General features: G+C 33.0%; 11 protein-coding genes. 6 read left to right on the top strand and 5 right to left on the bottom strand.

Annotated elements, in window-relative coordinates:
* Window positions 1–173: 173 nt before the first annotated feature.
* The 3 genes from ACFVRR_RS19105 to ACFVRR_RS19095 form a co-directional block, all read right to left on the bottom strand.
* Window positions 174–1271, bottom strand: a complete 1098-nt coding sequence (locus ACFVRR_RS19105) for an FUSC family protein (protein WP_387331765.1) — start codon at window positions 1269–1271, stop codon at window positions 174–176.
* A gap of 337 nt (window positions 1272–1608) precedes the next feature.
* Window positions 1609–6000 carry a glutamate synthase-related protein gene (locus tag ACFVRR_RS19100; protein WP_387331764.1) on the bottom strand — a complete coding sequence of 1464 codons (4392 nt, stop codon included), beginning with the start codon at window positions 5998–6000 and terminating at the stop codon, window positions 1609–1611.
* Window positions 6001–6095: 95 nt separating this feature from the next.
* Entirely contained in the window at window positions 6096–7397 is a 1302-nt protein-coding gene (locus ACFVRR_RS19095) for a glutamate-1-semialdehyde 2,1-aminomutase (RefSeq protein WP_387331762.1), read from the bottom strand.
* Window positions 7398–7670: 273 nt separating this feature from the next.
* On the opposite strand from ACFVRR_RS19095, the gene ACFVRR_RS19090 reads away from it, so the two are divergent.
* The 6 genes from ACFVRR_RS19090 to ACFVRR_RS19065 all read left to right on the top strand — a co-directional run bounded on the left by ACFVRR_RS19090 (window position 7671) and on the right by ACFVRR_RS19065 (window position 11975).
* On the top strand, window positions 7671–8684 hold the full coding sequence (locus tag ACFVRR_RS19090; RefSeq protein WP_387331760.1) for an ABC transporter ATP-binding protein: 1014 nt from the start codon (window positions 7671–7673) through the stop codon (window positions 8682–8684).
* Entirely contained in the window at window positions 8677–9468 is a 792-nt protein-coding gene (locus ACFVRR_RS19085; RefSeq protein ID WP_056468360.1) for an ABC transporter permease, read from the top strand. The genes ACFVRR_RS19090 and ACFVRR_RS19085 overlap by 8 nt, the downstream gene beginning before the upstream one ends.
* 3 nt (window positions 9469–9471) lie before the next feature.
* On the top strand, window positions 9472–10257 hold the full coding sequence (locus tag ACFVRR_RS19080) for an ABC transporter permease (protein WP_387331757.1): 786 nt from the start codon (window positions 9472–9474) through the stop codon (window positions 10255–10257).
* 52 nt (window positions 10258–10309) lie between these two features.
* Entirely contained in the window at window positions 10310–10717 is a 408-nt protein-coding gene (locus ACFVRR_RS19075; protein ID WP_387331755.1) for a potassium channel family protein, read from the top strand.
* Between the two features lie 23 nt (window positions 10718–10740).
* Window positions 10741–11205, top strand: coding sequence for a thioredoxin-dependent thiol peroxidase (gene bcp, locus ACFVRR_RS19070; RefSeq protein ID WP_387331753.1), 465 nt, complete (start codon window positions 10741–10743; stop codon window positions 11203–11205).
* 329 nt (window positions 11206–11534) lie between these two features.
* Complete coding sequence (locus ACFVRR_RS19065; RefSeq protein ID WP_387331751.1) at window positions 11535–11975, top strand: Fur family transcriptional regulator; 441 nt, start codon at window positions 11535–11537, stop codon at window positions 11973–11975.
* A gap of 38 nt (window positions 11976–12013) precedes the next feature.
* Here the strand turns inward: ACFVRR_RS19065 and ACFVRR_RS19060 are convergent, their stop codons facing one another.
* Window positions 12014–12373: a YgzB family protein gene (locus ACFVRR_RS19060; RefSeq protein ID WP_387331749.1), complete on the bottom strand. Its 360-nt coding sequence runs from the start codon at window positions 12371–12373 to the stop codon at window positions 12014–12016.
* Window positions 12374–12511: 138 nt separating this feature from the next.
* The gene (locus ACFVRR_RS19055) at window positions 12512–12991 is read right to left on the bottom strand and encodes a TMEM164-related integral membrane acyltransferase (protein ID WP_387331908.1); all 480 of its coding nucleotides are present in this window, start codon (window positions 12989–12991) and stop codon (window positions 12512–12514) included.
* Window positions 12992–13645: the final 654 nt, after the last annotated feature.

The following is a 13645-nucleotide window of genomic DNA, read 5'->3' as shown; positions in this document are numbered from 1 at the left end:
CTCTCTGCAAGAAAACGAGCAATATACTCTAAATTCTTTCCATTCAATCTAAAAATGGATAAAAATCGGTTTACAAGGATTGAAAAATCTACATCAAATATAAAACCCCGTCGAGATACGCCACATACTTTGATTCAAACTCAAAATAAAAAGCCTCCATAATTCGGAGGCTTTTACATTGTTTCAACCTGATCAACTTGAACTTGATATTCTTTATGATAAGTTTGATGGCTATCAACTAGTGTATTTAAATGCTCAACATTTTCGCTATATTCTAAAATGGCGGATACTACTTGGAATAAATGTAACCATGTTTTTTGTTTTTCTTCGTCATTAATATCATGGTGATCCAAAAATGCCTTTGTTAATTTATCTTTTAATATATTTTCTTCTCTATGCAGTGGAGCAGTTTGATCAAAGTTTACTTTGCCGATTAATTTCATTAAAGCATGTTCGTGAAATTGCATTAAGCATGTTAGTTCATTTTTTACTAAATCTTGGAACTCTTTCGGAGATGCGTTAATTTCATATTCTAATCGGTTTAAAGCCTTTAACGTATCAAATGCATTATCGGCTGTGACAAGCATTTGTCTAAACAATACGATTTTACGAGATTTTTCATGCTCTTTTTTCTTACGACCAACAAGAATGATTCGGTCTTCTTTGTATAAGCGATAGATTTTCGTAACATTTCTCATGATTTCTTTTAATTGATATATTTCATCTTTTAATCCATTATGGCTAACAGTTTTGTGTAAAGCCATCATCATTAATTTATTTGTTTGTTCAGTTATCGAAATCATGCCACGAGATAATTTTTTTTCATAATTTGGAGGCATTAAGAAAATATTTACAAATGATGCAGCTAAAACACCAATTGTTACTGCCAAAATACGATCAAAAGTAAAAATGGCAAAGTGTTCGGTACTTGTACTTACTTCCATAATAACGACTACAGTAACTAATGTTGTAGCAATTGTATTTTCGAGTTTTAGTTTTAATGTAATGATAATCACGAGAATACATGTAAATCCTATAATTACTGGATTATTCCCTAGAGTAATCACTGCAATAATTGCCAGTATTGCACCAATCAAGTTAGCTTGAAGTTGTTCAATTAACGATTTATATGATTGGTTTACTGATGATTTTAATGCCGAAATAGCAGAGATACCTGCAATCGAAGCTGTTGATAAATCAAAAAACATCGCGCTATAAATGGCGAGCGTAATAGCTATACCAGTTTTTAGAACACGCGCTCCTAATCTCATTGTATTACTCCTTTTTTTTGTCTAGCTTAATGCTTGTAATGAAATATGAACGTTTAACTATATTACTACTAAACTACTATTAATTACATCGAGTGTTTTTCAAAATTGCTTCAATTAAAAGTAACTTTCTTATTTTTTTCTCATGTAACATCCTGTAACTATACAATGAACTACACTCATTATCAATACAATTTTTTAAGAAATTATGTTAATTATATGAATGAGAAAGAAGATTAAATTGTTAGTTAAGTTAAAAGATTTCGAACTTAGAAATGAAAGGGCTTTACTATTAAATAATGAAAAAAGAAGCGAAATATTTCGCTTCTTTTTTATAAAATCATTCAGTTGAAACAGATGGATCCGCTTGTTCTTTTTTAGGTTTAATTTGTAAGAAGTTTTGTTCAATGTCGTCTAATAAACTTTGAACAAATTCAGCTTCGTCATGTTGGTTATGCTGAGTTAAAAGTGAGATATATTTCTCTAATAATTCATTTAGATCGTTTTTACCAGTTTCATCGACTGGTACAATACTTACACTTGCACCTTTTGCGATTCGATTTTGGTATGCTTCCTTAGTTAGGCCTAATTCAGATGAGTTTCGAACGTAAATTACTCCGCCAGTCATACCCGCACACATCCATGGACCTGGATCTCCTAGAACAACTGCACGACCACCAGTCATATATTCAAAAGCAAAACCGTTTATATTTGATTTCGCACCAAGGCGAGTTTTCTGTGAAATAGGTTGACTAGATTGATTACGTCCACCAATTACAACATCGGCTCCAGATAAACGAATGCCTGCTCGCGAGTCAGCGTTACCTTGGATAAAAAATTGTCCTTTTTGTGCTCCATATGCAAAGCATTTTCCGACCGAACCACCAAAGTATTGTCCGTTAGCACCTAAAGCTTTACTAATAAAAATTGTTCCACCAAAAGCAGTTTTCGCTACGCCATCTTGAGCTCCGCCTTGAACGTATACAGAATAATCTTCTACTGTATAAGTTCCTAAGCCATTTCCAGGAATGGATTGATCCTCGAAGCATATCTCGACAGGGGAAGCTACACCTTGGGATTGTTTTTTTACTACTAGGTCATGGATTAATAAACTGCCGGCATGGCGATATTCATTGTCAACCTTTGCAAAAACTCCAACTTCATTACTTTGAAGTACTTTAGCAGATTCTCCATTCGAAAGTACATATTCTTTATCCTCAATTTTATTAGTAGATAATAAATTAGTTAAACTTAGCGTATCTAAAAATCTTGTTTGTTTTAAGAATTCAGTTTTACCAACAAGTTCTTGAGCATTTTTTACTCCTAATGAACCAACAATCACTTGTAATTCATCTTTGAATGCAGTGAAGAATTGTACTAAATTTGTTACTGCTGTTTCTAATTGTCTAGGTGTGAATTTTCGTAAACCGTGACGCATTGCTTCAATTTCTGATTCGATTTGTGTTGCAATACCAACGTGGCATGTATCTAAATGACAACCACGACATGTCGTACAACCGATTGCAATCATTGATAAAGTTCCAAACCCGATTCGGTTTGCACCTAAAATCATCATTTTTACTACATCATTTACGCTTTTCATACCGCCATCAGCCCAAATCTCGACAGAATTACGTAAACCAGATTCTAGTAATGCATTGTGGGCTGCACGAACACCAATTTCAACTGGTAAACCTACATTTTGAATTGCATGAACACGGGCAGCACCAGTTCCTCCATCAAAACCGCTAATATTGATAAAGTTTGCACCCGCTTTTGCAATACCAACAGCAATTGTGCCGATATTAGGAACAACAGGGACTTTTACAGCAACTTTTGCTTTTGGATTAACAGCTTTAATTTCACTAATCATTTGAGCTAAATCTTCAATTGAATAAATATCATGATTATTTGAAGGTGAAATTAAATCAGAACCAAGTGTTGCGTTTCTCGTTTCCGCAATTTTTTGTGTAACCTTTGAAGCAGGTAAATGACCACCTTCACCAGGTTTTGCACCTTGACCAATTTTAATCTCAATTAAGTTAGAAGAGTGAAGTAAATTAGCATTAACTCCGAATCGGCCAGAAGCAATTTGCTGTCCACGAGTGTTTGGATATTTTCCAATCATATCTTGGATTTCTCCACCTTCACCATTTAAGCTAATCATATTCAGTCGATTTGCACCTTCAGCATATGCTCTAAAAGCAACCTCATTTTGAGATCCGAATGACATTGAACTGATAATAAATGGAAGAGAGTGAGTACCTATTTCTAATGAAACCTGACTTGAATCAACTGGTTTACTACTTTCAACTAAAGAAAGTGCATGACGTACTGTAGTTGGTCGCTCTTCTTCAATTTGATTTAATTTTTGGCGGTATGTTTCATAACTACCTGTTTGTGCTGTTTCACCAATAGCTTTCCAAATTCGAGGGAATACGTGGAAAGATTTTGGCATAGTTGCGTTATTTGCGTTGTAATCTTCAGAACGTTTTTTCGAATCAGCCTCTAATAATTTGAATCCAGACACGGTTTGATCTCCAAAGAAGTTTATAACGCCTAAAGACGAAGCGATATCTTCTTGTAATCCAATGCTACTGAACATTTTTGCATAGCCTCGTAGCTCATGCATCCCTATTGTTGAAATTACTTTTTCGATTCCTTTATTTAAAACATCATAAAGTTTTACTATTTTTTCAGGAGCTTCCAATTCTGAAATTGTTCCAAAAAGGAAATGAGGATTAATTGCATCTGCTCCTAAACCTTTCATTACCATTAAATCGTGAAGATTACGGACAGCAGCTGTCTTTAAGACAATTGAACAGTTTCTTCTTAACTTAGCATTCACAAGTCCATTATGGATTATTGCTGTAATAAGAGCCGGATCAATCCAGTATTGATTATTTTTATGAGCTTCATCATCTGTAATAACAATACATTCTGCACCATTTTTTACAGCTTCTACTACTTCGTATTTATATTGGGACAATGTTTCTTCTAAAGGTAAATTAGAAAATGTACTTTGAATTGTATAAAGTTTATTTTCTAATTGATATAGATTTAGAATTTCTTCATACGAGATTTGTTGACGACTAGCTTTTAACGTATTTCCTACAAAACCATCACCTAATATCGGAGAAGGGAGTTGTAGAACAATTCCTGAATCTTTCTTAGCAATGGATGGCCTTTTTCCTAATAGGACAGAAATAGAGAAATGCTCTGTTTCACGATCACGATCGATCGCAGGGTTCGTTACTACCGCAACTGTTTCTTTCATAAAGTCAGACAGGTTTTTTCTAGCTTCATCTAAACATGCTAGTGGTGCGTCATGCCCTAATGAACGGATAGGTTCTGCACCTTTTTCTGCCATTTGTTCAACTAATTGGATTTGTTCCTTTTGCCATCCAAAAGCTCCATATTCAAACGGATGAATTGAAGGAGGTGAGTGTTCCACGTAATCAGCTGAATTTGCTTCTTGATTTGATAGATTCATTGTTAATTTTTCGTTTAATTTCGTTGTAACGAAATGCGTTAATTCACTGTGTGTTAATAGTTGAGCGCGGTCTTTTAATAAATTAATACCGACTTTTTCTCCAGGCGAAAGAGCATGTGGCTCAGATATAAATAATTCTGGAGATAGAATACCTTGCTCGGATGAAAATACATAATAATCATTTGTTTCAAGCAACCAAACTGGACGTAAACCTAAAGCGTCCACACTAGCAACAAATTCATTTCCTTCTCTTGTAAGTACTCCTGCGGGACCTTGACAATATGGACCGAATGTACTTCGAATCGTATTGTAAATGGAGTTTACTTCTGAATCTGATTCAAATTCTGCTGGTACAGGAGGGAATAACAGTTCCATAGCTTCTTTCAAAGAGTAGTTATATTTATGAATAAGCGTCTCAAGTGTTATGTTTACATCTTGTGAATCACTATTTCCATGCTTAATATTTGCACCTATTTGTTTTGCTTCAATTCTTAATTGTTCGATTGTGTTAATTTCTCCATTATGAGCTAGCATGCTAAATGGTTGAACTCTTGAAAATGAAGAAGTTGTATTTGTTGAATATCGATTATGACCAACCACGACAGATGATTGAAAATTAGGATGCTGTAAATCTGAATAGTATGACAATAAAGTGTCGATTGTTCCCATTACTTTATAAACACAAGTTGATTGACTGAGAGAGACAACAGTCACATTTGTTTTTTTGCTAATAATATTTTTTAAATCAAATAGAGTTGTACTTTGGTGATTTTTAATTGGGAGTAATGCTACTTGTAAGAACTCAGGTTCTACTGCTTGAGCGATTGGGCCAAGTGCTGAAGTGAAGGTTTGATTACAATTATGATATAAAGTTTCATAACCATTTTCTTCAAAAATTTTGAGCAAAGTTTGTATTTCTGATTTTTCATCTAAGAAGAAATGTCCAACTGTAAATGAAGGATGTGAAACAACTTCTGGACTAATTCCTACAGATGTAAGTTTTTCTTGCCAAAGTAGAGTAGGGATGTCAGTCTGAATTCCTACACCATCACCTTCACCGTTCGTAAATCCCGCTCGATGATTCATCTTTCGTAAACTTTCGGCAGCACTATCGATCGTATCTCTTGTTTGAGTTATCGAACGATTGATAAAGGCAACAATCCCACATGCATCATGTTCGTTATTGTAATAATCTCTAAATAAACCTGGTGACCATTCTGTTTTTGTTTGAAATTTCATTTAACTACCTCCTATTTTATGGTAAAAAAATTGATTATTCAGAATTAACTATGTATGAATAGAGGTCACTTCAAGTTGTAGTGACCTCAGATATATCATAGTTTAATCGTAGATAATTTTAGGAACGCGTTCCCAACAGCATTAATAGTTTGGTGAACATCTTGTTCAGTATGAGCCGTAGTTAAGAACCAAGCCTCATATTTTGATGGTGCTAGATTAATACCTTCTTCTAATAGAAGCTTAAAGAATCTACCGAAAACTTCTCCATCTGATTCTTTTGCTTCTTCATAATTCGTTACTTCGTCTACATTGAAATAGACAGTTAAGGCACCTTTTAAGCGATTGATTTTTATATGGATGTTGTGCTCATCAGCTTTTTTCTGAATACCTTTTTCAAGAATGGCACCTAGACGATCTAATTCTTCATAGACACCTTCTTGTTGTAATACTTCAAGACATGCAATACCAGCTGCAATTGATGCTGGATTACCTGCCATCGTACCAGCTTGATATGCAGGACCAAGTGGGGCAACTGTTTCCATAATTTCTTTTTTACCACCATAAGCTCCGATCGGTAATCCACCGCCTATAATCTTTCCAAGAGCTGTTAAGTCTGGTTCAATACCTAATAAATTTTGTGCTCCTCCATACATAAATCTGAAGGCAGTTATTACTTCATCATAAATGACTAAAGCACCGTGATTGTGCGTAATTTCATTTACAGCTTCTAGGAATCCTTCTTTTGGTTCAACGATTCCGAAGTTACCGACGATTGGCTCAACAAGTACACCAGCTACTTCATGACCCCATTTTTCCATTGTTTCTGCATATGCTGTGGTGTCATTAAATGGAACTGTAATAACTTCATTGGCTATACTTTGTGGTACACCAGCGGAATCAGGAGTACCAAGTGTAGATGGTCCAGAGCCTGCGGCAACAAGTACTAAATCCGAATGACCGTGATAACATCCAGCAAATTTAACGATTTTAGTACGACCAGTGTATGCTCTTGCTACACGAATAGTTGTCATTACGGACTCAGTACCTGAATTTGTAAATCTGACTTTATCCATACTAGGAATCGCTTCTTTTAGCATTTTGGCAAATTGTACTTCAAGTTCATGAGGAGTACCGTAAAGGACACCATTTTCTGCTGCTTTTGTGATTGCTGCTGTAATATGCGGGTGAGCGTGGCCAGTGATAATAGGACCGTATGCTGCTAAATAATCTATATATTGATTGCCATCTACATCCCAAAAATATGCGCCTTTTGCACGCTTCATTGTGACAGGAGCTCCGCCACCAACTGCTTTAAACGATCTTGAAGGACTGTTCACTCCTCCAACGATGTGTTCTAAAGCTTCATTATGTATTTCAATTGACTTTTGATTATTCATGGAGTACCTCCCATTATTGATAAAAAAATGAAAGAATTTAACCGGCATCTTTACATTATTTATGTGGTTAAATTATATTCTAGCACGAAATTTTAGCGTGTGGTAAATGTAAGCCTTTACAAGTTAAAAAGAAATTTGAACATTTTGTAGAATCTATATTTTTCTCAAAAATAGTCCGATAAAAATTGGAAACTACTTTTTAGTACTTTTTTATTGTACTTAGTTCATATTTCAAATACACTAAGCGACGGAATAAAAAATGGAGGAAGTCTTATGGAAAACATAATCGAAGTTCAGAACTTACACAAAGAATTTAAAACTTTCTTGAGTCGCCCTGGTGTAAAAGGTGCATTTAGAGATTTGTTTACAAGAAACTATAGAACGAAAACAGCCGTTAATAATATAAGCTTTTCTGTAAAAAAAGGTGAAATGATGGCTTATATCGGAGAGAATGGTGCAGGGAAGTCGACTACAATTAAAATGTTGACGGGAATACTAACACCTACTTCTGGTGATGTAACAGTTAATGGTTACCATCCTCAAAAAGATCGAGAGCGTTTTGTTAAATCAATAGGTGTCGTATTTGGGCAAAGATCTCAATTATGGTGGGATATTGCAGTACAAGAATCATTTCGATTACTAAAAAAGGTTTATCAAATACCAGATAAGCAATATGAAGAACATATGGGTTATATCATACAGACTTTGGATATTGAGCCTTTATTAGATCAACCTGTAAGAAAGTTATCTTTAGGTCAAAGAATGAGATGTGAATTAGCAGCTGCGTTAATTCATAATCCACCTTTATTATTTTTAGATGAACCAACAATTGGATTAGATGTATTAGTAAAATTAAAAATTCGCGAGTTTTTAAAAGAGTTAAACCAAAAATATGGCACAACAATTCTTTTAACAACCCATGATATTTCTGATATTGAGGCATTGTGTGATCGAGTAGTTATGTTAGATGAAGGAAAAATCATATATGATGGAAAACTTGAACAATTAAAAGGGCAATGGGGCGAAGAGAAAGAAATTCAATTCCAGTTTATTAAGCCAGTAAATCAAACTACATTATATGAATTGATCGGACGAACTGATGTAAAATGGAAAGAAGAAGAAGGCGAAAATATTTGGAGTGTTACATTACCGAATGATGAAACGCTTATTTCTATGATTATTGCAAAAGTAGTTCAATCAAATCCTGTTAAAGATATGAAGATGTTAGAAATTTCTACAGAAGAAATTATACGAAACATCTACCAAGAAGGTATTAGTAATGAGTAAGTATATTGAAATCATTAGAATCCGTTTTTTAATGATGTTAGCGTATCGTACTAATTATTACACTGGGATTGTTATTTATACGATTAATATAGGTGCTTATTTCTTTTTATGGAAAGCAATCTATGGTCACCAAGGATCAATTCAAGGTGTTTCAGTAAACCAAATGACGACTTATGTAGCAATTGCTTGGATGGCAAGGGCGTTTTATTTTAATAATCTTGACCGTGAAATTGCTGAAGAAATTGTAGAAGGTAAAGTAGCAATAGAACTTATTAGACCTTATAACTATTTACTTACTAAAGTGATGCAAGGGTTAGGTGAGGGGATTTTTAGATTCTTTTTCTTTTCAATTCCAGGCTTTATAATAGTAGCTTTAATTTTTCGGTTAGATGTTTCATTTAATTTAAAAACTCTAGGTTTATTTTTAATTGCTTCGATTTTCAGTTTTGCTATTAATACACAATTGAATTTATTAACAGGTTTAATGGCATTCTTCCTTCAAAATAATATGGGATTTATTCAAGCTAAACGTGTCATCATCGATTTATTTTCAGGTTTAACGATTCCAATCACGTTCTTTCCGGTTTGGGCACAAGATGTAATGAAGTACTTACCATTTCAAGGGATCAGCTATATTCCTAGTATGATTTTTGCTCAAGGCATAAAAGGTGAATTGATTTTAAGAGGCCTTTTATTTCAAGTAATTTGGATCATTATTTTATGTATCCCTATTACTCTTATATGGTATAAAGCTAAAAAGCATCTTGTTATACAAGGAGGTTAAAGAATGTTTTATTTAAATATATTTCTTCAATATTCAGGTCAATATTTAAAAACGAAATTACAATATAGAGCAAACTTCTTTTTATCATTTTTATCAGATTTGATGGCTCAGGCTGTAAATTTAATTTTTATATTATTAGTTTTCAATCATACTTCACTTATTGAAGGGTGGAACCGAGATGAAATTGTATTCATTTATGGTTTCTTTTTAGTTCCGTTTGCTCTTTTTGGTTCATTTTTTAATATATGGGATTTTAATGATCGTTACATCGTAAAGGGAGAGTTTGATCGTATTTTAACTCGACCAATTCATAGCCTTTTTCAAGTAGTATTAGAGAAAATGGAGTTAGAATCGTTACTAGGTGCTATTACTGGATTGATTATTATGATCTATGCAGGTTTTAAGTTAGGACTTTCAATCACTTGGTATGATCCATTTTTATTTCTATTAATGGCTTTTGGTGGAATGTTTGTTTATGCCGGAATCTTTATTGCTTTAGCAAGTATCGGTTTTTGGTCAGATGCAAGAACGTCAATTATGCCGTTAATGTATAATATAGGAAACTATGGTCGTTATCCGATTAATATTTATCATCCAATCATTCGCTTTGTATTAACATGGATTTTACCATTTGCATTTGTTGGTGTTTATCCGGCTGCGTATTTTCTACGTAGAAGTGAATGGTATGTCTATTCATTTTTAACGCCTGTTATGGGATTAATTGTTTTTGTTATATCTGTTTTAATTTGGAACCAAGGTGTAAAAAAATATAAAGGTGCGGGTAACTAAGCAGTATTCTATTTCAATAGCTTGTTTCATAAATTGAAATGAGGTGATTGAAATGGGAACTGCTTTTTTCTTTTTTATTTCTATCTTTGCAATTTTGTATAGTCTAGTGTATTTATGGAATACTTCAACTACAAAAGTCAATAAAAGTCTTATTTCAATTAATAATTACATTCTTTTATTTTTAATATATGGAACGGTACTTATCGGCTTTAGCGCAGTGTATTTTATACTAGAGCGCGGGCCACATCCAATTTTAATTGAGCATTCTATTCCTATTGAAGGGACTAATTACCATATAATGGGGTTATGCCTATATTTTAGCGCAATCACTCTTTTGTCTGTAGGCTATGGGGATATTGTACCAGTGGGGATCGGAAGATGGGTTGCTATGGTCGAAGCGCTCATCGGTTATACGATGCCAGCGGCTTTTGTTTTACAAGTATTTAAAGAAGAACGTTAATATTTATGATTAAGGAGATTATTATGACTGTTGAAATTGGAATCAAAGCACCGGAATTTACTTTACCAGCAAGTAATGGAGAAGATGTAACTTTATCAGACTTTAGAGGTAAGAAAGTAGTTCTTTACTTTTACCCAAAGGATATGACACCAGGTTGTACTACGGAAGCTTGTGACTTTAGAGATTCATATGAAAGGTTTATGAATAGTGGAACTGTCATTTTAGGAATAAGTCCTGATCCTATAAAAAGACATGAAAAATTTATAGAAAAACATCAATTACCATTTTTATTACTTTCAGACGAAACAACTGAAGTTGCAAAGTTATATGATGTATGGAAGTTAAAGAATAATTTTGGTAAGGAATATATGGGAATAGAACGTACAACATTTTTAATTGATGAAGAAGGTTGTATCGGAAATGTTTGGCAAAAGGTTAGAGTAAAGAATCATGTTGAAGATGTTTATAGTGTCATTAGTCGTTCTTAAAATTGTACAAACTATTTTGGGTCAATTAATTTGATTTATGTTAAGTTTTTTTGAGAAAGAATCGTTTTATCTAAAAAAATCGAGCTTTTCGTCTATACCTATATGGCTTTCGAGAATACATTGGAGTATAGGGCATACCTCCTCAGATGATAGCATATTGAAGTGCGAGAGAATTCTCGCACATTTTTTTTGTTTTCATATATGGAATACAAGCATAGGCTAATTTTTTTAAGAAATTCTCAAAAAGTTGACAAATATTCTTGCAGTTGAATAAACTAATAATAAGTAATTAATTTTGGAACTATTTTATAGAAACGGGGAGAGCGGCGTTGCATAAGGAAAATATTCAAGATGCAATTTTACATTTAAAGAATAGCGGCGTACGTATTACACCTCAGAGGCATGCAATTATAGAATATTTAATAGGAAGTGGAACACATCCAACTGCTGATGAAATCTATAAAGCACTTGAGGGAAAATTTCCAAATATGAGTGTGGCAACAGTTTACAATAATCTCAGAGTATTACGTGAAGTAGGAATGGTTAAAGAATTAAACTTCGGTGATTCTTCTAGTCGTTTTGATTATATAACAACTGATCATTATCATATTATTTGTGAAAAATGTGGTGAAATGAATGACTTTCATTACGACGGATTAGAAGGAATTAATCTTTATGTTGAAAAGGAAACGGGATTTGAAGTAACCAATCATAGAATGGAAGTATACGGTATTTGTCCTAAATGTAAAGAAAAAACATTATCATTATAAAGCACATTACATAATTGTAATGTGCTTTATTTATTTTGCTATTGTTTAGCATCTCGTTTGCTATTATATTTTTCATTAAATTCTTTACCTTCTAATGAAGGATCTAATGTAAGTGGCTCATTACAATACATACAGATGTCAACTTTACCAAGCATTTTAGTCGTTTTGTTACAATTCGGACAGATGACTTGAATTGTTTTTGTAGACAGCATTCCGATCCAAAAATAAACAACTGTACTACCAATAATCGCTAAAAATCCCACAAGCATAAAGATCGTCATGACAATCTTATGATCTCTGAAAAATACACCACCATACATAATGATGAAGCCAATAAATAATAATGAAAGTGCAAACGTTCTTATATTATTAATTTTACTACTTTTCTTTTTTGCCACTTTGTCCACCCCATTCATTGTAAATATAGCATAAATGATGTAGGAAATGTTAGTGCTAACATGGAAATCGATTTGAACTTATATAATGAAATTGATGAAATTTGAATTTAAGCTAAATACAGGACATCTACTCATTAATTAATTGATAGTATCATCGGATGGTACTTGGTTTATCTTCAGCTTTTTGTTAAATAAATAAATTGGGAGATATAAAATCAAAAAATAGGGGAAAAGAATTAAGCCTAATACAATTAAGTAATATGGCCATGGCCCAAAAAAGTCTAGCAAGTTTGCCCCAGCAGGTTTAGCTCTTAAAAATAAGTAGTTTCCTTTTATCACATAATCCAGTAAGTAAATAGGTATAGCCAATAAAATTATATAGAAGAATGACTTTAATAATGAACGGAGAGTTTGAGTATATCCAAAGATAAATGTCATATAACAAATAGAAATAATGATTCCTCCGTGAGTAGTGAAAAATTGTATATATTTAAAATGAGGGAAGCTATATTTAATATCTGGAGTAAGTACAGCTTGGATAGCCCCAGCTAATCCCAAAAAATAGATAATCTCATAAACTTTATAATTTTTTTGTAATAAGTGTATAACAGCATAGATACATACTTATACCGCATAGTTGGAGAGGTAAATGAATCTCCTCAATCCCACTGGTTCGTTTTAATAAGCCATCCATATAATAGAAATTCTACTGTAAGCATTGAGATGATTAATAGGGTACGGAGGAATAAATCTACTTTTTTCTTATTGTTTATTAAATTTCTAAAGTAAAAAAAACAGATAAGAAGGAGGAGAATGATTAATAATGTAATTATGTGTTGCTTTGAAAACAATACGAAACCATTCATTAATTACACCTCTCTCAAATCGGATAGATGATATTGAACAATTCGCTACTGTTAAGTTTATTCAGCTTGTTTGTATTAAAGTATTATGACTTACTATTTATATGTCCAAATACATGTGTATTCTATTTAGAAAAGAGTTTACATCTTTTTTTAAAAAAACTTTCAAAAAGTGTTGACGGTGTGATTTTTCGATGTTATATTATTATATGTCGCCAAGAGATGACGGCGTCGAAATAAAAATGATTTAAAAAAATGTTGACAGGCTATTCTGAGAATGTTAATATGAGAAAGTCGCTAATGACGCGACGGAATGAACTTTGAAAACTAAACAAAACATGAAGTAAACGTCAATTATTAGTTTTTTGAGCAATACAAGATTTAAACTTAACTTTTATGGAGAGTTTGA

Origin of the sequence: Gottfriedia sp. NPDC057948, from assembly GCF_042887255.1 — a bacterium.
Classification (GTDB): domain Bacteria; phylum Bacillota; class Bacilli; order Bacillales; family Bacillaceae_G; genus Gottfriedia.
This window is presented reverse-complemented; position numbering and strand designations above follow the sequence as displayed.

Bases quoted from the DNA above. Each gene is read 5' to 3' on its own strand.
- ACFVRR_RS19105 (WP_387331765.1), bottom strand. From the start codon at position 1,271: ATGAGATTAGGAGCGCGTGTTCTAAAAACTGGTATAGCTATTACGCTC.
- ACFVRR_RS19100 (WP_387331764.1), bottom strand. From the start codon at position 6,000: ATGAAATTTCAAACAAAAACAGAATGGTCACCAGGTTTATTTAGAGAT.
- ACFVRR_RS19095 (WP_387331762.1), bottom strand. From the start codon at position 7,397: ATGAATAATCAAAAGTCAATTGAAATACATAATGAAGCTTTAGAACAC.
- ACFVRR_RS19090 (WP_387331760.1), top strand. From the start codon at position 7,671: ATGGAAAACATAATCGAAGTTCAGAACTTACACAAAGAATTTAAAACT.
- ACFVRR_RS19085 (WP_056468360.1), top strand. From the start codon at position 8,677: ATGAGTAAGTATATTGAAATCATTAGAATCCGTTTTTTAATGATGTTA.
- ACFVRR_RS19080 (WP_387331757.1), top strand. From the start codon at position 9,472: ATGTTTTATTTAAATATATTTCTTCAATATTCAGGTCAATATTTAAAA.
- ACFVRR_RS19075 (WP_387331755.1), top strand. From the start codon at position 10,310: ATGGGAACTGCTTTTTTCTTTTTTATTTCTATCTTTGCAATTTTGTAT.
- bcp (WP_387331753.1), top strand. From the start codon at position 10,741: ATGACTGTTGAAATTGGAATCAAAGCACCGGAATTTACTTTACCAGCA.